The 20,729-nt window shown below is 44.7% G+C and carries 32 protein-coding genes; 6 read left to right on the plus strand and 26 right to left on the minus strand.

Annotation, left to right across the window (positions count from 1 at the left end; all coding sequences use genetic code 11):
• The first annotated feature begins 10 nt into the window (after positions 1–10).
• Together OQJ75_RS16735 and OQJ75_RS16740 are read left to right on the plus strand one after the other, a co-directional pair.
• Positions 11–571, plus strand: a complete 561-nt coding sequence (locus OQJ75_RS16735; RefSeq protein WP_052880445.1) for an ureidoglycolate lyase — start codon at positions 11–13, stop codon at positions 569–571.
• A 14-nt stretch (positions 572–585) separates the two neighbouring features.
• On the plus strand, positions 586–1,902 hold the full coding sequence (locus OQJ75_RS16740) for a urate hydroxylase PuuD (protein WP_265974109.1): 1,317 nt from the start codon (positions 586–588) through the stop codon (positions 1,900–1,902).
• Positions 1,903–2,155: 253 nt separating this feature from the next.
• Here the strand turns inward: OQJ75_RS16740 and OQJ75_RS16745 are convergent, their stop codons facing one another.
• From OQJ75_RS16745 to OQJ75_RS16850, 22 genes are all read right to left on the minus strand, one after another.
• Entirely contained in the window at positions 2,156–2,602 is a 447-nt protein-coding gene (locus tag OQJ75_RS16745; protein WP_265974110.1) for a TetR/AcrR family transcriptional regulator, read from the minus strand.
• Between the two features lie 170 nt (positions 2,603–2,772).
• Positions 2,773–2,991: a hypothetical protein gene (locus OQJ75_RS16750; protein ID WP_265974111.1), complete on the minus strand. Its 219-nt coding sequence runs from the start codon at positions 2,989–2,991 to the stop codon at positions 2,773–2,775.
• 541 nt (positions 2,992–3,532) lie between these two features.
• Positions 3,533–4,090, minus strand: coding sequence for a prepilin-type N-terminal cleavage/methylation domain-containing protein (locus tag OQJ75_RS16755; protein WP_265974112.1), 558 nt, complete (start codon positions 4,088–4,090; stop codon positions 3,533–3,535).
• Entirely contained in the window at positions 4,071–4,508 is a 438-nt protein-coding gene (locus tag OQJ75_RS16760) for a hypothetical protein (protein WP_265974113.1), read from the minus strand. Before OQJ75_RS16760 ends, OQJ75_RS16755 begins: the two co-directional genes overlap by 20 nt.
• A 12-nt stretch (positions 4,509–4,520) precedes the next feature.
• A complete protein-coding gene (locus OQJ75_RS16765; protein ID WP_265974114.1) occupies positions 4,521–4,724 on the minus strand; it encodes a hypothetical protein in 204 nt (67 codons plus the stop codon).
• Positions 4,721–6,571 (minus strand): GIY-YIG nuclease family protein, encoded by a 1,851-nt coding sequence (locus OQJ75_RS16770; RefSeq protein ID WP_265974115.1) that lies wholly within the window; start codon positions 6,569–6,571, stop codon positions 4,721–4,723. Before OQJ75_RS16770 ends, OQJ75_RS16765 begins: the two co-directional genes overlap by 4 nt.
• A gap of 8 nt (positions 6,572–6,579) precedes the next feature.
• Positions 6,580–7,362 carry a phospholipase A gene (locus OQJ75_RS16775; protein ID WP_265974116.1) on the minus strand — a complete coding sequence of 261 codons (783 nt, stop codon included), beginning with the start codon at positions 7,360–7,362 and terminating at the stop codon, positions 6,580–6,582.
• Between the two features lie 56 nt (positions 7,363–7,418).
• Positions 7,419–7,886, minus strand: coding sequence for a hypothetical protein (locus tag OQJ75_RS16780; RefSeq protein WP_265974117.1), 468 nt, complete (start codon positions 7,884–7,886; stop codon positions 7,419–7,421).
• 21 nt (positions 7,887–7,907) lie between these two features.
• Entirely contained in the window at positions 7,908–8,696 is a 789-nt protein-coding gene (locus OQJ75_RS16785; protein ID WP_265974118.1) for a hypothetical protein, read from the minus strand.
• Positions 8,697–8,724: 28 nt separating this feature from the next.
• Complete coding sequence (locus tag OQJ75_RS16790) at positions 8,725–9,033, minus strand: hypothetical protein (RefSeq protein WP_265974119.1); 309 nt, start codon at positions 9,031–9,033, stop codon at positions 8,725–8,727.
• A 16-nt stretch (positions 9,034–9,049) separates the two neighbouring features.
• Entirely contained in the window at positions 9,050–9,241 is a 192-nt protein-coding gene (locus OQJ75_RS16795; protein ID WP_265974120.1) for a hypothetical protein, read from the minus strand.
• A 50-nt stretch (positions 9,242–9,291) separates the two neighbouring features.
• Positions 9,292–9,975: a hypothetical protein gene (locus OQJ75_RS16800; RefSeq protein WP_265974122.1), complete on the minus strand. Its 684-nt coding sequence runs from the start codon at positions 9,973–9,975 to the stop codon at positions 9,292–9,294.
• A gap of 137 nt (positions 9,976–10,112) precedes the next feature.
• Positions 10,113–10,442 (minus strand): hypothetical protein, encoded by a 330-nt coding sequence (locus OQJ75_RS16805; RefSeq protein WP_265974123.1) that lies wholly within the window; start codon positions 10,440–10,442, stop codon positions 10,113–10,115.
• Between the two features lie 219 nt (positions 10,443–10,661).
• Entirely contained in the window at positions 10,662–10,853 is a 192-nt protein-coding gene (locus tag OQJ75_RS16810) for a hypothetical protein (protein WP_266067242.1), read from the minus strand.
• A gap of 32 nt (positions 10,854–10,885) precedes the next feature.
• Entirely contained in the window at positions 10,886–11,089 is a 204-nt protein-coding gene (locus OQJ75_RS16815) for a hypothetical protein (RefSeq protein ID WP_265974124.1), read from the minus strand.
• A complete protein-coding gene (locus OQJ75_RS16820) occupies positions 11,073–12,242 on the minus strand; it encodes a right-handed parallel beta-helix repeat-containing protein (protein ID WP_265974125.1) in 1,170 nt (389 codons plus the stop codon). Before OQJ75_RS16820 ends, OQJ75_RS16815 begins: the two co-directional genes overlap by 17 nt.
• Before the next feature lie 57 nt (positions 12,243–12,299).
• Positions 12,300–12,533, minus strand: coding sequence for a hypothetical protein (locus OQJ75_RS16825; protein ID WP_265974126.1), 234 nt, complete (start codon positions 12,531–12,533; stop codon positions 12,300–12,302).
• Between the two features lie 15 nt (positions 12,534–12,548).
• Complete coding sequence (locus OQJ75_RS16830; RefSeq protein WP_265974127.1) at positions 12,549–12,782, minus strand: hypothetical protein; 234 nt, start codon at positions 12,780–12,782, stop codon at positions 12,549–12,551.
• An 8-nt stretch (positions 12,783–12,790) separates the two neighbouring features.
• Complete coding sequence (locus OQJ75_RS16835; protein WP_265974128.1) at positions 12,791–13,039, minus strand: hypothetical protein; 249 nt, start codon at positions 13,037–13,039, stop codon at positions 12,791–12,793.
• A gap of 176 nt (positions 13,040–13,215) precedes the next feature.
• On the minus strand, positions 13,216–13,458 hold the full coding sequence (locus OQJ75_RS16840; protein WP_265974129.1) for a hypothetical protein: 243 nt from the start codon (positions 13,456–13,458) through the stop codon (positions 13,216–13,218).
• A 21-nt stretch (positions 13,459–13,479) separates the two neighbouring features.
• The gene (locus OQJ75_RS16845; RefSeq protein WP_265974130.1) at positions 13,480–13,818 is read right to left on the minus strand and encodes a hypothetical protein; all 339 of its coding nucleotides are present in this window, start codon (positions 13,816–13,818) and stop codon (positions 13,480–13,482) included.
• A 274-nt stretch (positions 13,819–14,092) separates the two neighbouring features.
• Positions 14,093–14,353, minus strand: coding sequence for a hypothetical protein (locus OQJ75_RS16850; protein ID WP_265974131.1), 261 nt, complete (start codon positions 14,351–14,353; stop codon positions 14,093–14,095).
• Positions 14,354–15,059: 706 nt separating this feature from the next.
• Between OQJ75_RS16850 and OQJ75_RS16855 the strand changes: the two genes are divergently transcribed.
• The 4 genes from OQJ75_RS16855 to OQJ75_RS16870 all read left to right on the plus strand — a co-directional run bounded on the left by OQJ75_RS16855 (position 15,060) and on the right by OQJ75_RS16870 (position 17,286).
• Complete coding sequence (locus tag OQJ75_RS16855) at positions 15,060–15,809, plus strand: MipA/OmpV family protein (protein WP_145574770.1); 750 nt, start codon at positions 15,060–15,062, stop codon at positions 15,807–15,809.
• Between the two features lie 156 nt (positions 15,810–15,965).
• Positions 15,966–16,304 carry a hypothetical protein gene (locus OQJ75_RS16860; protein ID WP_265974132.1) on the plus strand — a complete coding sequence of 113 codons (339 nt, stop codon included), beginning with the start codon at positions 15,966–15,968 and terminating at the stop codon, positions 16,302–16,304.
• Between the two features lie 116 nt (positions 16,305–16,420).
• Positions 16,421–16,924, plus strand: a complete 504-nt coding sequence (locus OQJ75_RS16865; protein WP_265974133.1) for a hypothetical protein — start codon at positions 16,421–16,423, stop codon at positions 16,922–16,924.
• A complete protein-coding gene (locus OQJ75_RS16870) occupies positions 16,924–17,286 on the plus strand; it encodes a hypothetical protein (RefSeq protein WP_265974134.1) in 363 nt (120 codons plus the stop codon). Before OQJ75_RS16865 ends, OQJ75_RS16870 begins: the two co-directional genes overlap by 1 nt.
• Positions 17,287–17,436: 150 nt before the next feature.
• On the opposite strand, the gene OQJ75_RS16875 is transcribed toward OQJ75_RS16870, so the two are convergent.
• The 4 genes from OQJ75_RS16875 to OQJ75_RS16890 all read right to left on the minus strand — a co-directional run bounded on the left by OQJ75_RS16875 (position 17,437) and on the right by OQJ75_RS16890 (position 20,655).
• On the minus strand, positions 17,437–18,609 hold the full coding sequence (locus OQJ75_RS16875; RefSeq protein WP_265974135.1) for a GTPase: 1,173 nt from the start codon (positions 18,607–18,609) through the stop codon (positions 17,437–17,439).
• A gap of 183 nt (positions 18,610–18,792) precedes the next feature.
• Complete coding sequence (locus OQJ75_RS16880) at positions 18,793–19,380, minus strand: hypothetical protein (protein WP_265974136.1); 588 nt, start codon at positions 19,378–19,380, stop codon at positions 18,793–18,795.
• A gap of 142 nt (positions 19,381–19,522) precedes the next feature.
• Positions 19,523–19,927, minus strand: coding sequence for a hypothetical protein (locus OQJ75_RS16885; protein WP_265974137.1), 405 nt, complete (start codon positions 19,925–19,927; stop codon positions 19,523–19,525).
• Between the two features lie 356 nt (positions 19,928–20,283).
• The gene (locus OQJ75_RS16890) at positions 20,284–20,655 is read right to left on the minus strand and encodes a hypothetical protein (protein ID WP_265974138.1); all 372 of its coding nucleotides are present in this window, start codon (positions 20,653–20,655) and stop codon (positions 20,284–20,286) included.
• Positions 20,656–20,729: the final 74 nt, after the last annotated feature.

A 20,729-nucleotide genomic window follows, 5' to 3' on the forward strand; every position in this document is an offset into this window, starting at 1 on the left:
GGAAATGAGTATGAGTAATGGAATACGTCGTTTGTCCATCGAACCGTTAACCAAGCAGGCTTTTGCAGAGTTTGGTGATGTTATCGAGTCCGATAATAGTGATTTCTTCATGATCAACAGTGGATCAACACGTCGCTACCACAAGCTAGCGACAACGGATGTGCAAGACCAAGACGGAGAAGCGATCATCAGCATCTTCCAAGCCACACCGTTGAGCTACCCACTGACCATCAAAATGTTAGAGCGTCATCCACTTGGCTCTCAGGCATTCATTCCATTACTTGGTCAACCCTATTTAATTGTTGTTGCGCCAAAAGGCGACGATCCAACATTAGCCAATAGCCGAGCTTTCTTGAGCAACGGCCGTCAAGGAGTGAACTATCACAAAGGGGTGTGGCATCACCCAGTTCTTGCGCTTACCGATCAAGACCAGTTCTTGATCGTCGATAGAGGCGGAGAAGGACATAACTGTGATGAGGTTTATTTCGACAGCGATCAAGTGGCATTGCATTTGGACGATCTGCCAACGGACGACAATAAGGAAGAGCAACGCTTAGCTAAAGCGTTGTGATACAGGAGTTTATTATGGATCCGCATATTACAGAGTGGTTGAATTTAGCAATACGCTGGGCTCACATGATTGTTGGTGTTGCGTGGATAGGCGCATCATTTTACTTTGTTTGGTTAGAGAATAACCTTAACCGAGTAAACCCAAAAACGGGCCTTTCGGGCGACTTATGGGCGATTCACGGTGGTGGTATTTATCACCTAGAGAAGTACAAACTTGCGCCACCAGAGATGCCAGAGCACCTGCACTGGTTCAAATGGGAAGCCTACTTCACGTGGATCACCGGTGTGTGTCTACTGGGTGTGGTTTACTACCTCAACGCTGAAATCTACCTGATTGCACCGGGCTCTGGCCTTGATTCAACAACGGCAATCGCGATTGGTATTGGTTCATTCGTTGCTGGTTGGTTTATCTACGACTTACTGTGTGACTCGCCATTAGGTAAAACCCCCGTGTTGCTTGGCGTTGTGCTGTTTGTGCTGCTCGTTGCTGCGACATATGGCCTAACCCAAGTGTTCAGTGGCCGTGGTGCTTACATCCACGTGGGTGCCATCATTGGTACCATCATGGTGGGTAACGTATTCCGCGTTATCATGCCAGCGCAGCGTAACTTGGTGAAAGCGATTGAAGAGAAGCGCGAACCGGATCCGGCACTGCCAGCGAAAGGTTTACTGCGTTCTCGTCACAACAACTACATGACACTGCCAGTGCTGTTCATCATGATCAGTAATCACTTCCCAAGCACTTACGGCTCGGAATACAACTGGTTGATTCTTGCCGGCTTAGCGATCTTCAGTATCTTGGTGCGTCACTATTTCAACACGCGTCATGGTAGCCAGAAGTTTGCATGGACAATACCAGTCGCAGCATTGGGTATGATCACGCTTGCGTTTGTTACCTCACCTTACGCGAAAAAACAGATGACTCCAGTTGTGCAAGCACCAGTGGTTCAAGAAGCGCTAGTAAGCGCGACTGAATCAGCGACAGAAGAACTTGCTGCAAACGACACCGCTTCAACGACTAGCTCTCAAGCTGTACCTACAGACCACACAATGCAAACTGCTAGCGCAGGTGTAAGCTTTGAAACCATCAACAAAGTCATTCAAGAGCGCTGTTCTGTGTGTCACTCATCAACCCCAAGCCACGCCGCTTTTGCTGCTGCGCCAGCCGGTGTGATGTTTGATACCCCAGAAGAGATTAAAGCCAACGTACCTAGGATTGTTGCTCAAACCGTGACAACCAAGGTGATGCCGCTCGGTAACATGACTCAAATGACCGACGCAGAACGCGCACTCATCGGAACTTGGGTTGAGCAAGGCGCGACGCTTCAATAGCAGTACTTTGTAATAGCAGTACTTTGCAATAACAGTACTCAGTATCCTTTACCTAAGAGCATGAGTCTTAGGTGAGGCTTGGGGAGAGTTTGGTTTCGGGCACGCGCCAAACTCATCCCACCCTGTTTCCCCGGTTCCTATAACCGGGGCTTTTTGTTTTTGGAGAATCGGCAATAGGAAAGAGAAAACAGGAAATGTGAAGCTGAATATAGGTTACTTTATTCGTTAAATCTGCGGAATGAAGATAGGCGAATTAAGCGGAATGGCGAGATTGAATATTACAAATCGCATAGCCGATGCAGTGATAGATACAGTCGAGCACTTCTTGCTCTTCGCCTTGGATCTTGGATTGCAGCCCTTTGATGCCTTTCTCAGTTGGCATAATAGGACCAAATGCAATAATAGCTGCCACAAAATTCGGTTCACTATCAATGGCTTTCTGCCAAGTCTTCGAAAACGCTGCGGTCGACTCGTAATTTAAGTGCTCATTGATGATCTTTGAAAACAGAGGCTCAAGCTCTTTGGCAATATCGGCTTTTCTGTCGAAGTGAGCATTAATCCCTGATTTAGACACACCAGCTTTTTTAGCGATATAAGCAAAGGTTGCCTTGTCGAAGCCTTCATTTAATGCGATATCAAATGCAGCATCGATGATCTTTTGTCGTGTAATAATCGCTTGTGCAGCGCTTGCTCTTCCCACTCTTGCCTCCGAATGTTGGATGATGGTTGTGTTTTATGTGCCATCGATAATAAGCAGTAACAGGCCGTAGAATAAAGGCACATAGCTTACGATACAATCGATCGTTGAGTAACTGAACATTAATGGGCCCAAACAGGCATCATCGAGTTCATGTTATTGAAATTATACATTTAGCATATGAAATAGCGGTTGTTAACCTTTATTTTTCTGAAAGGCTCGAAATGATGGCCATTATCGTAACTAATTAAAGGAAATGGCGTAACTTCGATATCGCCTCCCTTGTAAACATTTGGTGAGTAACTGGCGGTTAGGCCTACGCCAAATTCAGCGTTAATAGGTGCCGATAAAGGCAGGGCTAAAATGAGGGTGGTGAGTGCTACTTTTTTCATGTTTTGTTCTTGTAAGGGGTGACCCTATGTTCAAATTTAGGAACCCAACTCCAATAGAGTTGAGCGGTTATTCTGACTTTTGACTACGAAGTAGCTTGACGATAAGTGTGACTAAACGTAGACCTTAAAAATAAAGGATTCAACCCTTAAAGTTATCATCAAATATTAGTGTTTTACTTATGTTGTAAGAACCATCGAGGCTAATTTTCGATTCATCTAAGATGCTCATCCAATCCGTTGGTTCGAGTAAAAACTCGTGATCGCAACATGCCTCAATGAAGATTGATTCTACTTGGCGAACGTTAACGCCTTCGTGGGCCAGTGCTGTCCATGCCTTATTGGCTTTGATAAATCCGTTAATACGTTTGGTTTGTTCACACTTCCCTCTTAGAGAGTGGCACCTCTTAACTTGGTAAATAGGATATTATGGGTACATTTGACGGACATTTGCTAAGGTTAAACTTATTGCTTATGAGTGAGGCGACAACGGCAAACAATATGCCTACCGCCAAACCTAAAGGGAAGCTCAAGCTATTTAGATTCACTCGCAGCTCTCAAAGGCTATCATCGGTTCGATTCCTCGCTCTACAAAGCTCAGGTACTGCAGATAGCATTTATTGTTAACCAGCTTGCCTTGGCTAACGTTCTTAGCGTCCGTGATAGCGATTTGCATGGCCAGCTTGCCATCCACTTCAATAAGTGGGCTATCGAAGTCAGCAAAATTCAGATCTTCACCATCACCAACACCGCTAATCACCACGGCCAGCGCTTCCCTAGTCGCGTCTGGGTATCCGTCCATAAATGCACATTGGCCCATAGTACAGTTTGGAAAGATATCGGTAAGGTCTGGGTAGTTTGGATCCAAGCCGCTTGGTGCACCGCTGTATGGGCCTTTCTCTAGGCCATTCACTGCTAGTTTTCCGTAGGCAATGGCAATACCACCGTTCAATGCGCCCTTTGTCTCGATTAACACCGCCTCTTTAGCGTCCGTCTGCAGGTTTAGGAACTTAGGCGCTGCAGTAACGGCCAGCACTCCGAGTACCACTATCACAACCACCAGCTCGATTAGCGTGAAGCCTTTACTGTTCTTCTGGGTCATAAGCTTTCTCTTCAAATGATGAATCAATTGATGTGTCCGAGTAGTTTCCGCTTGGCTTCTTCGTATAGTACGGCTCGGGGTATGGAATGTATTTCTTTTCCTGGGTAGTCGCTGGATCTTCCGCTGGTGGCTCTTCCTTTGGTTCGCTTAAGTCCTTTAATAGAACAATGCCGCGAACCGTTTCCACTAGGCCGCTAATCACTTCGCGCTGGTCTGATGTATTCAGTTCTAGCGTTTTAATATCTTCGTTCACGGCCACGCAGAACTTACAAAGCGCTTCGTGCTGGACCTTAACTTGCTTAAGTTCCTCGGTGGTTTGCTTTTCCTTTTCTGTCATTGAGTCGAATTTGATTAGCAGCTTGATGACTATTACCGCCAGTGCGATTACTGCGAGTATTAAAATTGCCGTTAGTAACATTGTTATCTCTCTCTATACGTAAACATCGATGCCGTTCATTTTCTTGGCCACCTTGGCCCCATCGATGCGCTTAAGTACCACACCGTTATCGGTCTTTACTTCAATTTGGTTTCTACTGTTCAGCTTGGCCGTGAGGCCTTGGTTCTTAATGGTGCTACCAATAAAGCTGGTGGCACTCTTAAGGTCTTGCTGAATACTTGGCTTGTGTAAATTCATTGCTTCTCTTGCCATGACTGCATTAGATCAACAATCACGCTCACTTCGTCATCGTCCAGGTTAAATATTTCTGTGTAGCCAGCTAGTACGCTGCCATCGATATCCTTTTCGTTCTCCTTATCCAGTAGCTCGTGGATTTGCTGTTCGAGCTTATAGCACTCGATTAGAGTGGAGTTCGCCACCGCCACCTCTTCGTACAGAATCTTTTCAGAGCTGAAGCGTTCTTGTACCGATAGTGTGGTGATGCCAATCTTGTATTTAATGTCATCGTTGATAAGCATTGATACGAAGTACACAACACAAGGCTTGGCGGCCAGTTCTGGATCGCGCTCAAGGATAGTTAAGTTGTACCGGCCACTGCTTTTAATCTTCTCAGAACCACGGTTAACCGCTTCTTCTGCAGTGAGGCCCGAGCGTAGTCTCGATACCAGTCTTCTTTCGTTGATACCTACCTCTTCGGCCAGCTCTTTGATGCTCTTGTACCACTTGCCCTTGTACTGAACTGACTTAAGGCTTTCGTGAAGAACAAGGCCCACGGCCTCTTCTGGTGTCCAGCCATCGGCCAGTCGGCTACTGATTAGGCCATCACGAACGCCAAACTTTTCGGCAGCATCAATAAGCCTTTCGTACTTCACACCGTCCACGGTGATTGATACAGATTTACCGGTCTTGCTCACGGCCTCCTCAGGTGTCCATCCGTAGTCCACAATTCGCTGTCTTACCACGTAGTCTTTTAGGCCGTAGGCGTTAGCCAGAGCGCGATACCCGTGGTATTCAACTCCACCCACCTCGAGCGTTACCGCTGGTCTTCTTACGTTCGTGTAAGCTTCTCTTTGTTTATCCAGCACACCCTTTTGGATCTTTTCCTTTCTCATGGCCATCTCAATGGTCGCACCACGGAATAGTCGATCTCGAATTGTTGATTCCGACATACCGTATTTGTCGGCTAGTTGTTTTGCCGTTAGGGTTTCGCCCTTGTATTCATACGTGGTGCCAACCAAACTCCGACCGTCCACAACTTTTTCAACACCAAGCGCTTGGCCAATCGTTAGGCCGCGCTTAATTCTCGAATTGTACGTACAGTGCTTAACGCCAAACTCTTCAATCATCGCTGTGATGCTCGGGTAAGTGATGCCGTTGTACTCAACTGCTCTCGCGTGGTCTGGGATCTTTTTCGGTCGCTTTTTCTTTTCAGGCTTAACGTAGTCTTTGCGCTCTCTCTTCAGAACTAGATCATCGTTTCTCGCGCCTCGGTTGTAGCGCTGGTACATGGTATTTTCGTTAACGCCATACTCTTTGGCCACATCGCTAAGCAGTTCGTACACAACACCCTCAATCGTATGCGGCCCGTACTTAGGTGCACCGGTCTTGTGCTTCTCTGCAGTAAACGCTTCCTCTACAGATAGCTTTTCCTCTTTGATTCGAGTCTGGAACGTAGGGAACGAGCAATTAGCGTCTTTTTTGTTGCCGAGATATAGCGCCCTGATAGTGCCGTAGGTTTTCCCTTTGTACTTGTAAACCTCGCCATTCACGGCCACACCCTTTGGTTCGGTCGCGGCCTTTTCAATACTCCAGCCAGCATCAACTCGCTGCTTAAACGTTGGGAAACTTACTGTGATTATTTCTTTGTTGGCGGTGTGTAGGCCACTCAGAGAACCGTACTCATTACCCCTGAACTTGAATTTCTCTTTTGTGATACGAGCGGTTCTAGGCTTGTTCAGTGCATCCTCAACACTCCAGCCAGCTTTAATTCGCTTCTTAACAGTCGGCAGTGAAACATCACTATGGTGCTCATTAAGCAACTCACCGATTGAGTCGTATGTTTTACCTTTGTATTCAATTGCCATCGTTCTTATCACATTAATCCAGTGGTTGAGGTCAGCGTGATACCAGCGCCAACACGAGTCTGGTTATGGTTGTAATCAATCATTGATTCCCCGTAACCCTCGAACACTTGAACGTAAAAACCTACGTACTTGTTAATCGGTAGCGTATAGGCCGCTTCAACATGGCCCTTATCCGTACTGAAGTTGTAGGCCGTTCTTACTTTGATTGACCCCATACTGCCGTGGTACTTGGCCCAAACCTCATAAGGTGGAATGAAGTCCTCGATATCTTTGTTCTCGCTTAAGCTGGCTGCGTACCAGCCTTGCACACCATATTCGAGTTTTGAGTTAACGCGTTCTAGCGCGATGTATCCCATATCCCAAGAGCGGCTAGTTCCTTTGTCCTTGCCGTTCGACTGGTGGCGATACCCGTATTCGATGTTATTGAAGATCACGAACTTGCCTTGGTGCATCATGAATAGCTGTGGCTTGTAGTTCGTTTCTCGAAACGGAGATGAAGCTTCCGTGTTCCCTAGCTGCCATAGCGACAATTGCGTATAGCTGGCCATCAAGGATCCAAACTGCGTTTGAGCGAGTGGCACTGATAGCGAGAACTGATATTTAACCTCTGCGTTCTTAAGCTTATCCATACCCGAGCCATACGCGTTGTCGTAAACGTCTTGGTTAATATCGCTGGTATAGGTCTGCATTACATAGGTGTCGTCATAGATAGCGATGCCTTTGTCAGACTTTGCTAGTGCTTGAGCGCTGATTAATACGAGTGGTGCGATAGCTAGGGATAGTTTGTTCATTGTCTGCCTTATTTGTTTCTGTTGGCCACCAGCGAACTGGCGGCCTTGTGTTGGTCTTACTTAAAAATGGTCAACATGTAGTTGCCGTACATCGATACGCCATCAAAGTCTGGAATGCTGAACTTAACGCCATCAATAACGGTGTCTTTGTTCACGTCCTCTGATAACGGCAAGTCTGCAAAGTAGTTAGCCGTGTTAGGGTTCTTACCCAGTAGCTTTAGGCCGCGTTTAACTGCTGCAACCAGGTGTTGAGCTTGATTAGGTGCAAACAGGCCGTTGCTTTGGTCTAGCGTGATAGTGATATCTACGTAATCCCCGTAGTCGTTCAATGACATTTGAATCATGCGCTGGCCGTCTGTTTTCATGATCACGCACTGGGTTACTTCGTCAGACTGGTACTTGATGCGGCCGTACTGGCCCTGACAAACTGGGTTGCCGTTGATGAAGTTACGTTGTAGTTCTGTTCCTGCGTTCGCTGAGAATGCTGAAGCGGTAAGCAGTGCTGCGATAAGTGTCTTTTTCATGTTGCTCTCTTTTGGGGTTATTTATTTTTTAAGTTTCAGTGAAGTTTTAAGGCGACGACACAGGCCGATATCTGCGGACTTAGGGCCACCAGATAGGGCCATCACTTCACTCATGTAAGTCAGAGACTCGTTAAACGCGCTGTTGTAAAGCTTGCCATTCCACTTTTGGCCACGGCTCTTGATGACTTTCTTGGCTTCAGCTATCTGAACTCGCTCAACCTTGTCAGCTTGGTGTTGAGCAAGGTACATCAAGTTGTCAGCGCACAATTGCGCGGTAGCTGATACCGTTGCGGCCATCTTGATCTCGTACTCTGCAGTTTGCTGGTACTTGGCTTTCGCTTCGGCTTCTTGCAGTCGCTTAGCGTTCGCCAGCATTGATTGTTTTGCCAGTTCAGCTTTGCGCGTGTCCGCTTTGGCCTTGCGTTCTGCTTTCAAAGCTTGGTGTTGCTTGGCCAGCTCTTCGTTTACCTTTGCCGTTACAGCGTCTGCAAGCTCTTGGCTCACTTTGCATCGATACGGCACGAACGCGGTTAGCTTGGTTTTGTACCCGTCCCGATAAGCGAACGACACGTTAACGTCTACCGGTGCTGGGTATGCTTCGTTATCGTTGCCACATGCGAACCCACGTTCGAACTGAGGTAAATCAAACGTAACTACCGAGTTGTAGCTATCGGTCAGTCTGAAGTCGTAGCCATCGTTGTAGACGTATTCGCGGTTTACAGGTTCGCCATGCTTCAGGTGGGCGATATCAGTCGCTTTACAGCCAAACAGCGCGGCCGTGATAAGCGCTGCTAAAGTGAGTTTTTTCATCGTTACTTTCCTTGTTGGTTGCTGGTGGTTAAGTCCACTTGTTCTTGATGATTCCGCACATGATTCCAAGCTCAAGATCGTTCGTTTTGTTCAAACGTTTGAACTCTTCGCGCTTGCCATCTTCCATTCGGCCTTTCCACCAATCGCCTTTTTTAGCGATTTTGTATTTTTTGATTACTGCAAAGTCAGCGGCCACTTTCTCGTCACGGTCTAACTTCCTAGCAATATGGCAAGCTGTGATTTGCGCGAACGTCTTACCAGCGTCACGCGGCGCGCCAGCGTGGGCCGTCATTGGCTGCACAATTTCCAACGCTGCAGTAAGTAGTGTTTTTTTCATGGTTTCTCTCTTTTGGTTAGTATTTGATGATTCGGATCAAAGGGCATCTACGGTTAGGCGTGGTGTATAACGTTGTGCCATCGTCATACTTACAAATCAGCCTCCCCTCAGATATGTAGCTCACAATTAAGTGGGCCGGTTCTAACTCGCGGTTTTCAGCGTGTGAGAACGTTGCGAACATAGCTAAAGCGATAAGTAGTTTTTTCATGGTGTTCTCTCTCAAATAAAGGACAGCATCCTTTCTGCGAGTAAAAAATATTAGCCAAGCTTTGCTTTGCACTTGCTGTAAGCGAGTGGCAATAGCGTTAGGACTGCGAACATAACCGCACCGCCAACCATCAACTCGAATGACTTTTGGTTAAATCCGTCAAGGAAGAACACGGTTAAGACAAAGTAAGATGGTACGACCAGCAATGAGCGTTTGCTCGATACGAACGGCAGTGCCAGCGCCACCAATAGCGGTGTTTGCATATAAACGATGGTTGATATAGCTAGAACAACGAATGAGCCTACAGCCGCAAACAGAGCGTTTGTCTTGCCAATCTTCTCGATGATCAGTTCTTTGTTAGCCTTTGCGATAACCAGTCCGGTGATTGTGATTAGTGCCACGCTGTAGACGCAGGCAAAGTTACCGAAGCCCTCGGCTGTTCCCCACTTACCACCAAAGCTAAATACGTAAACCGCGTTGGTTCCGTTGATGAATGCTAGGGCTAGTGCACCGAAAATAGGCATCCAGTAATAAGCGAATGTTGATAGTGACTCTGACATACCGCGACCGGCCATGAATGGCATTGCGAACAGTGCGAAGAACGACACCAACACGCGGCCGTCTCGGCTATCAGCGAACAGAAGAAATAACGCGATCAGGATTGACGTTGATGTGAACAACACCAAGCTGGCCTTGATGAAGTCTGTGTAGCTCTCTTTTGGTGTGGTGAACATTTATTTTTCCTCGATTGAAACTTTAATTAGCATGTAAAGCACGATGGTTGTGACGATTCCTACCGCGCTGCATCAGGTGCTGATGACAAACAGGAGCATGATTACTCCGTCAGTAAAGTAGGTCATGGAGACTCTCTTTAATCACATCGATGTACGTAGAACATTTCATCGTTTGTTGTTTTGTTGATTACTGTTGCAAGGTAGCTTTCTAGCTTCATGTACCGGTGCCTATGAGCCGTTGACGTTCTTATCTTTGCGATGATTAACTCTAGCGCCTGAATTAGTTCGGTCCGTTTCAGTATTACCCCTACTTGTCCGTCTACAATGTTGTGTTTTTCCGATAACACCGTTAGAATCTCTGCTGACACTCCACCAGCTCTGGCGAAGTAGTGAAGCAAATGGCGGCATGAGCTGTCGCAAATCGAATAGCTCATGATTTCGCTGTCGCCTGGATCTGCGTTAAACATTAGCTAAGTAATTTTTTGACTTCGACTTCGGCTGCAGCTCTCCGCTTAACATTTCGGTCGATACACTTGTTTAAAAAGCCGTTCTCATCGTACTTGTCGCGGTGTACTTGTATTTGTTTGTTTTGCGTATTATCCATCTGAGGCTGTCGCCCTTTTTTTATTTAAATTTTTCTCCAGACTCTGGTGGCCTTGTTCCAGGTCGGTTATCTACGGTGCAATTTAACGGTGTTTCCCCGAGAGGATTACCGTTTCAAAGAACTCTGGCGTATTACCACCAGAGCTATGATCAAGGCATAAGAACGCGGTGCTTATCAGTGCATCGCCTATTCGGCTTTGTGTTACTGTGTTTCCCGAGCTGCTATCGCGTTCTTTTATCCATGCCTCGAACTCTTCCTGAGTTGCTTCTATCACTTCCCTTTTTTGTTCAGGATGTGCAGCATTCTTTACCTGCTAACGTTGCTCCAAACCTTTGTTGGACTTTCTATAGCCTTTTCGGCCCTGAAGATTTTGATTGTTTCCTTGTCGCTGGTGATACCTAGCCCAACTTGGCCTTTGGTCTTATCGCAGATCTTCATCTCGAACAGAAAGTTGCCGGGTTCGTCAGTTAAGATCCCCGACTGGCCCACGCCTCTAGTAATCTTCAACATGCTCAGTTCCTACCGCTGGCGTGTCTACGTGTGGTTCCTGAAGCATTGGCCGGTACTCAATGATGTTGTTGATGTTCCCAGCGTCATTACCATCGCTGATAGCTTCGTCAATCGCGTCCGTGTCGTCTGTTGGCCAGTAGTTCTCTCGAGCGTCAATCTTCGATTGGTTGCCGTTTAGGATTAGTCGTGGAAGCTCTTCGAACGTGTTGTACTGAAAAATCACACCAGCGTATTGATAACCGGCCCAGCTTTTCATGGTTAGGCTATTCTCAAATCGGTTGTTCTTGATTGAGGCCTTGTAACCATCGTTCAGGCCGATGCTAAACCACACTGGAGACTTAAATACATTGCGCTCCACTTGGTAGTGAACTGGATACCAGACGTATGGCGCTAGCTCTTCAGTACCGGTAATAACCGAGTCAGTTACGATTATTGAGCCTCTGCTGCTCGCGTTGGCAGGGAATGAGTTGTTGTCCAGCTCCGAGTTGGTGATCTTAATTGAGCTTGGTTCATCGACCTTTTCGCCTTGGTTCGAAATGCCAGTGCCTTTCACCACTGAGTTATTAACCACCATATCGCCAAACACTGAGATACCACCGTGGCCCTTAATGGCGTACACCTCAACACCTTCTGCAGTAAGCGTAGTGCCGTAGTTGATAATCACGCTTCCACTTACAAGGTAAGGCGAATCTTTAGGGGTAAGCGTCAAGTCTTGTACGTAGTCACCTGAAATAACCGTACCGGCCTTGATGGTTGCTGATATTGGCTTACTTAGCTTGTCACCGTCACTAACCACCAGCTCAACCGTGTAGTCACCTGGTAGGTCTGGCGTAAACTCAGCGGTCATATCTGCTTTGCTAAATACCGCGTTGCTTCCGTCTGGCTTGCTTGTGATAGTCCAGTCATAAGTGATATCGGCCGTTTCGTCTGGATCGTAGCTATCAACACCACTAATGATTGCTGGCTGGTAGCGGTACGTCAGTTCTTCAGCGTCTACTACTGCGATTGGTGCTAGGTTCTCAATTGGCTCAATTGGATCGCTAGGCTCGATTGGTGTAACTGGAACGCCACTGTCTGGGTTTGACTGTGCAGAACCGCCACCACAACCGGCAAGGATGGACGCAGTAATTAGTGTGAGGGCTAGTTTTTTCATTGTTTTACCTATTTGGTTGCGATGGCCTATGCAAGCGCCACCGCGTTTGGGGGTTAGTTACTTAGATGCAGTTTCAAGGCGCATTGGTGGCACAGGCAGCTTAGTCTTCTCCAGCTTCTCTTTAGCTGAGCGCATGTTTTCACACTCAACAATAGAGATCGTGCCGTGGTAGTCGTCACCAATGAAGCAAGGCAGAACTGGAACGCCACCAGTACCACCACCACCGTGTGCGAATGCGTTCACTGAAGCGAAAGAAGAAACAAGTGTTAGTGCGATAAGTAGGGTTTTCATTTTATTGCTCTTTGTTTAATGGCCATTTGTGGTGGCCGATTGATTAAGATTGTTTAATTTGATGCTGAGTATTTCTTTGTACTTAACATTTCGTTCGTCCCACTCTTTGAGCCACTGGTCGCGGCTACTACCGCCAACCTCTAGCGCCTCATCGTGGCAACCTCGCGCCACCTCATCACGGCCAGCTTCAGTGGCGTAATAGCCAGCCATTTTTCTCATTTTTCGGATTTCTTTATTTAAAATTCGCAATGTCATTCCTAGTGCAAAATCAACTTGCCATCGCCTTGGTTGGTGAACTGTGGCGGCCTTACTCCGTTTCGGTTATCAACCTTGTCAGCATCGATGTAGATTTTTAAGATCAGTTCGCTAAATATCAGCTCAACGTCAGAAACCACTTCCCCCACTTCGATAAACAGCTTCCCACCGGTCAGGCTCGTAACTTCTATCTCTTGGTTTTCCGCTAAAACTCGCCACGCTTGACACTTGGTTGTCGAGTTCTGCAGCAACGTGAAGCATTTCCTTACCCAGTGCGATCAGGGCCTTTTCAACATCGTCCGTTTTCTCACGCTGTATGTACCTAAAGATTGCATGTCCAGTGATAACCGTTCTGGTGCCACCTATCTGCATGAGTCCGTACTGCATGGAAATTCTTGCCAATCACAATTGAACGTGTCCGGTTTCCTCATCCAGGAATGGCCACCAGGTTGTGACACAACATTGAATCTTCTTCGTGCTTGATTGGTGAATCCAATGCCAAACCGATGACGCGTTGTACGTATTCCATGTACGCGATGTTTTTGGCTTCGATAAGCGCTTCTGCCTTTGTTGCTTTGCGCGGTTTACGTTCGAATCGGTTCGCGAATTTACGCTTAAACCCTTTAACCAATACTTTGCCGTGAGAGTTGCCCTCACAAATAACGGACAACTACCTTTAATTGATTAAAAATTAGCTAGAGAGATAATTGAAGTTAAGCGCGTCTAGCGAATACAGATTGCGTCTGCGAGTCTTGCCGTCTTCACTGACGTAGTAACACCAGAGTGAGTAGTCCTTGCCACCGTTCGAGCGTACAAGTTCTTCCACGTCCTTAAGTGCCTTAACTGGCATTGCTGCAGAGCCGTGGTGCGGTTCTTCGCCCTCTGCTAGACCAAACTTACGGCCCAGTGTGTAAGTACCTTTGAGGCCTCGTTTAGCGATGAATGTCGCATATTCACCACCAACCATGCCGTTGGCTGTAATTGAAGAGATTTCTTGTGCTGATTGCATTAAAGTGTTTTGTGCTTTCATGGTCTGCCTATTAATTTGATAGTTGATTATGAAGTGCTGGTCAGTTCTCTTGCTGTCTAAGCTTAAACTCACCCAGTCGTAAACCATCAACCATTTGCCTACTCCCCGATTAAAGCTACTTTCTTGTTAAGCGCCTTATGAGCTCAAGCCGTTAGCGCTGCGATAACTAAACACATTGCAGCTTGTGGCCAGCGCCCACACCATTGCGATTAGGAATTTCATTAGATTTTCCCCATTAGCTTTCTAGCGGCCATTTCAATCTGGCTTGATAGAACTAGGTCAGAATTCGGCTACCATCTTCAGCTTCTACAGTCTCTAGAGCTGGTAGCGAACCCTCGTATTTGTAGCCAGCGTTGATATTGCGGCCGAAACTAACCACCTTTACTTTGCTCTCACCAGTGATCACATAAGCACACTTCCAAACTGAATCGATATAGCGCTTAACTGCGTAAAAAACATGGATGCTCGGCTCTTGCTGCGTAGCTGGTGGCTCGATATCTAACAGTTCGCCAATTTTAGCGTTAATTGGTGCCAATAAAGACATAGCTAAGAGGGTAATGAGTACTGATTTTTCATGTTTTACTCTTGTAAGGGGTGACCCTATGTTCAAATTTAGGGACCCAAGCCCAATAGAGTTGAGCGGTTATTCTGACTTTTGGTTACGAAGTAGCTTGACGATAAGTGCGACTAAACGTAGACTCCCCAAAATAAAGGGTGGCACCCCTTATTTTGGGCGATTATAACAACAGTTCGTTGGCTTTGGCTAATTAATAATTAGCGATAAAACAAAAACTACGACCAAATAAAGGGTGTTAACCTTTAAGTTATCATTAAATATTAGTGTGTTACTGATGGCGTTAGAGTCACAAAGGCTTATTTCTGGAGAGAATGATGGGAGAAGAAGTGGAACCAATTTACGTTTTTCTTGGTATTAGCAGCATCGTGATGACTGTTCTATGCATTGTCGCTGCATTTCTGGTTTATCGCATGATCAAACGGAATATAGAGGATAGATGGTGATTTTCTCAGATTGAATCGTTGCCAAAGTAAGACACGACATTTCAACAACCATTTGCCAGCCCTCAACTAGGACATCAGCTTTAGATGAGGTTTCGGGGGAGTTTGATCGCAGGCATACGTCAGACTCATTTTCCCCATCTTCCCCCGGCTCCTATCGCCGGGGATTTTTTGCCAAAAAAGGGCGATACCCTTTAAGTCGAAAGGCCAACCGGAAACTAACAATGAAAACTACGTTAATCGCTGCAATGATCGCGGCACTATCAATTCCATCGATTGCTAACGCTAAAGGCTCAGAGTTTGGTTTAGGCCTTACTGCTGCTTACTCACCTAACGTTTACAAAGGTGGCGACACGGAAGTAACACCGTTCCCACTTCTGAGCTATGACAATGGCCATTTCTTCATTGAGGGTGTTCAAGCTGGCTACCGTTTAGCGCCAAAAGGTTCAGTGAGCAACATTGTGTTTTTCGCAGCGTATGACCCACGAACGCTTGAGGCTAGTGAATCTGACGATGCAGATATCAAAAAGCTTGATGATCGCGATTCTACCTTTATGGGGGGGGCGGCCTACGTGCTTACTACCAATATTGGCGAGTTCCGTGTAGGCGCTGGTACTGACATTGGTAGTGTTCACAATGGCTTGTATGTCGAGACTCGATACAGCTATCACATGAACTTTGGCGCGTTTGGCCTTATTCCTGCGATTGGTTACTCGCTTAACAGTGACAAGCTTAACGAACATTTATACGGCGTATCTGCTGCTGAAGCGTCCAGAACTCGCTTCGATGAATTTAAGCCTGATTGGTCTGGCCGTTACTTCGTAGGCCTGTCTGGTTACATGTACTTATCTAAGCACTTGCGTCTAACTGGCGGTGTTCGCTACGAGAACCTGGACAGTGAAATTGAGAAGAGCCCTATCCTTGATAACACCACTTCAGTTATGGGTAATGTTGGCGTTACCTACCTGTTTTAAGTAATCCGATTACCAATGCAGGAACGAGTCCATTGTTCCTGTCATTAGTTTCGTTCACTCAGCTAATCTTTTGATTGATCTATTCTGGATGAAAAAGCATTAACTACAAATTCAGTCACTGTACTGATTTTTCAATGCTGCATTGGCAAGATTTATATGCGTACTAAAGTTATATACGCTGGCGTTACTTACCCCAGCAAGACAGAAATGATAACCACCAATATGGCCGCTGGGCTTAATTGTGATTTGGTTCTCTCTCGGCTCAGAAATGACTGGTCACTTGAGAACGCGCTTACTAAAAAGCGTGGCAGTAACAACCCAGACCGAAGTCAATACAGATACAAAGGTAAGTATTACGATACACAAGAAGAGCTGATTGTAGCGAACAAGAACCCTCTTATTAGTTATCGTGGCGTCCTTAACAGGGTTAACCGTAATTGGAGCTTTGAAGACGCTTTGAACCTTCCAAGTGGTTCGAGAAAACCTAAATATTGATATGAAGACCTAAAACCAGCCAGGTGTTGGTTTTATCATTTCATTCAGATTGCTCTCAATTTGAGCGCTCACTATTTTTTACCATTAGAAAGACATCCCCCTTATTAGGCACAGCAATGATTTTATTCAAACGATTTTCACTCATTTTCCTATTGTCTATTGCCGTTACTGGGTGTGGAACCGTCCCTATAGCATATGATGCCAATGTCCTGCCAGTAGAAGACTCGGTCTACGTAATTGATAAGATGATCATGACGCAGCACCACAATTGGAAGCCTGAGCAATTCGTGATTACTGACCATTATTTTGCTTGGGGGTTTGGCAGTGTGTCTCACTCTAGTGGTTCTGCTACTCGCATCGGTTCTACTAACTTGGTACTAACTGAATCAAGCACTACCACTAGAACAATGGCTAACCGTATCTATTACGAGGACATTGCTGAAATTAAGCTACTAGATTGGACTCGCAAGTTTAAGCAATGGTACGTCGTGACTTTATTCAACGAACACGGTAGCGCTATGAGACACGTATTGAGAACTCGCAGCCTTGAAGACGCCCAACTAATGGTTGATGCGTTAAGTTCATTTGTTGAACACAAGAAAGCTCAAGGTGGCAAATAATGAAAAAGCTAACTACATACTTAGTTGCTTCAGCGTTATTAGCTGGTTGCTCTATTGCTCCAAAAGATAACCTAGACGCCCTTTGTAGAGAGAAGGTCATTGAAGTGGCTAGCGACTTCTTTGATGGTGCAGATATCGACTTGGATGGTTCCCCAGTAACTCTACTGAACCACCAGTCAATCTCATACGATGGTATTGAGTATAACTATGACTCCAAGCGTAATGGTAAACCTGAAATCTTAAAAAAACCGGTTATCTGCTCGTACAACTATCGTAAGAACACCGTGTCTATTGTGATTGAGAAGGACGGCCGAGCTGGGAACGAGTTTAAGCTGTACAAGAACATTAAGGTGAATGGCTAAACATGTTTATCCTTACTAAAGACAACATCACCAAACTATAACGCCACCACGAAACCTAACCATACCAACGTAAACACGATACCCAACGATGAAATGAAAAATGCCATGCATTGGGAATCACTCTTAAATGCTTTTGTTAGCAATACACTACTAAACGAGTCTGGATATAACTTTTTTCCAAAAATCCGGGTTAGCCCAGTCCGTTTTTGAAGCTCCCTTTACTATTTTTCCTAATTGGCTATCAAAATCTCCAAAGATGCCTTTCGTAGCTGCAGTATCCATAAGGTCAAGGTTATTTTTGAGCATATAGTTAACGGTCAAGAGCATACTAACTGTCAATGTAACCGCAATTCCAACTGCTGCGGCATCAATGTAGCCTGTTGGTGGCATAATTGATTTTGCCCATAGGAATAAATTTCTTCCTATCGCCTGAGTGGCGTAAGCAGGTAGCATGGCTAATGCTTGAGTCTTAGACAACATTGTGCCGGTGTATATGTAATATAAGCCGCATATTGCACCAACTTGAATACCTGTCACCGTTACACCGCTACCCGGAAAAAATGCTGCGATGCCGGCAGAAACACATGCTGCTGTAATTGCGAGCAAGGCTGCTTTACTTTTATTTTGCTGTGACTTTAGAAAGAGTAAATCCTTATTAATTTTTTCTAACTTCTTTGCAATATCCTTTGTAATTTCATCAACACCAAAAACTGTTCGTGGGATGCCGAAGTCATCAACTGAAATTGGAGTTTCTTCTTGGGTATATTGATCAATGATTTTATCTTCTGGATCATAACCACGAGATGAACAACAATAAATAGTTTCAGAGGAAGCTAAGTCTAATTTCTCTTTCCATTGACTGATAATAGTCTCACGGTTCGCCTTACTTAAACTATCTGCTTTGTTTAATACAACAAGCATATTTCCTTTTGGAACACTGCTTTTTAGGACTTCATAATTTTCTTTTTGCCCAGAATCAGCAGCACCAGAAACAATCAGAATTGCTAAGTCATGCCCTTTAGCTAGGAAATCTTTAGTTGTTTTAACATTTTTTTCATCAAGGTCATTCAGTCCCGGCGTGTCCCAGACAATAACGTTTTCTGCTAATTCTCTGTATGCTTTGGGCTCTGTTGTTATCCCTGCTTCAGCGCCTACAGTGAAAACTGGTTCACTCTGCTTGCACGAAAACAAAGCGTTCAAAAATGAGCTCTTTCCTGAGCTAACTTGCCCTCCAACAACAATAGAAAGTTCACTTTCTATTTGAGATGAGATGTTTTTCAATACATCTTCTACTTCTTTTTCTACATCTTGCTCTGTAATCATTAATTTTCACCGTTAGGAAAGGAAAGAGAACTTCTCATTGGGAATATCACACCATAAATAGAAGGCTATTTGTTACGGAGTATTGCTAACGCCCAATTAAGGTGTGAGCCACGACACTCAACTGGAGCGCCGTAAACACTGAACCTGACCCAAACCAAAAATGCCAAGCGTGGGGAGTCACTCTTAAATTGTTTGTATGGCGCTGGTTGGCTGAAATTTTTCCATATATTTAAGAATTGCTGACCATAAAGGTTCTATAATTTCAATCCAATATTCTATATCAATATTTCTAACAGAAGCGCAGTGCATTTTTTGTGTCAGAAAGCCTTCACCCTCGTGTTTAATTTTAAAGGCGGGGGCATCAGCATGACCAACCACTTGATTTCTTATAGTAAGAATCTCTGCCTTAAATTCATAAAACTTTTCTTTCTCAGACTCTGTCTTCACGAACTCAGCGATTATATTGTCAAGGTGCTCCTCGATAAATCTTCGAGTATTTCTCGCAGCAACACCACTGTCTTCGTTGCCAGTATTAAATGCTTGACTGAAAAAAATAACAGCAAGCATTTTGTTGTAGTCAGTCATTTGAATACACTCAACGAACGAAGGAAAACCATGATGCAACTCAACTTTTCCATCATACCTTTGGCTGATTTCAATCGCTGTCTCAGAAGATTTTTTGCTCAAGTTCAGCAATTTTTTACATTCACTTACAGCTGACAACCACAATGATAAACGTCCATAAATTTCCTGATCACTCACATCATTCATTAATACCGACCTCTAAATTATCCAAATTGTTGAAATTGAAATTGAAATATGCTTGCGCTTAACGCCTTGCTAAGCGGATAAAAATGGTTGGTTAAAATCGCGTAGCGATAACCAACTGTTTTTATTACGTTTAAGCAACTTGTTATATTTTTAATGACGAGACTACCCGTGCAAATTCTTTAATATTTGAAAGAAATATTTCATTGTTTGAAACGAACTCGAGGGGATCAATTAATTCGTAATCTGAGAATTTACTATGATTCCAGTTGTCATTAGAACCAAACAATAAACTTCGACCAAATTGATCCGCTGTAATATCAATAATTCTTTCTTCAGATTCAAGCCAGTAATGCCAAGCATCATTAGCACGGTCATACCCTTTAGCAACAACATACGTGCTATTTAATTTATTTTTAGAAATGGCAAGAGAAAGAATTAATGTAGTAACTTCACAGCAATCCCTTGGAAATTTATGAATAAAAGGCAATTCAATATTATTGGAATTTTCTTCTAGGTAATTTCTTAAACATTTTGCTAAGTTAATCATTTGATGCTTCCTTAGTTGATAATAGATCAAACGCGATACGACCTTTCTTTAGAAAGTAATAAGACATAATGCTTACAACCAAAAGCTCTCTTAATGTAAGCCAAATTTTTCTGTAAATAGGACTTGCATATTCATCAAAAGATGACGATAAAAATGAGCCAGAACCATCACTATATTGATTCGTTAGCGAAGCTCTGAGATCCATTAGCGATAAAATATTTTCAAACAATTGATAGGCCTGATAAATCCTAATACAGAGTATTGTTAGGCCAATAGCTCTTATAATTAACCACTTAACACGGTAAACTCAAAGAAACCTAGAATGCCGAATGTAGCAAATCGTGTTGATGCATTTGTTATACGTTTATTCCGATCAAAATTGCTATTATAGCAACCCCTAGACTTAAAACTGATAGTTGATGCCGCCTTTGAATAGCAGCCCAACCTGAATCTGTTAATTTCCAGTGAGTTTCTTTTGACGTAAACGGTTGGTCTGAGAGCATATTTCCATCACCATCAATTTTACCAGTCGGCATATTTTCATGCAAAACATCAACCCAACCTCTAATTTGGGCGGTTAATAAAAACGTTTTGGTTTCCTCATCCCGTCCGATAGCGCGCTCTACTACTGGAACATTCCCAGGTTCAAGAATTATAGCTACGCGTTGACGAGCTACTTTCTTTAGAACTCTATGCATTTTAAATTCATAAATAAAATCATCGAACATTCAACGCTCCTTAAACGTATAACGAATGACATGGATTCCCCCTACCGAGGATCTGCCACACTTACGTGGTACTT

The sequence above is a fragment of the Vibrio sp. 14G-20 genome, from assembly GCF_026241515.1.
In the GTDB taxonomy this organism is placed as follows: Bacteria; Pseudomonadota; Gammaproteobacteria; order Enterobacterales; family Vibrionaceae; genus Vibrio.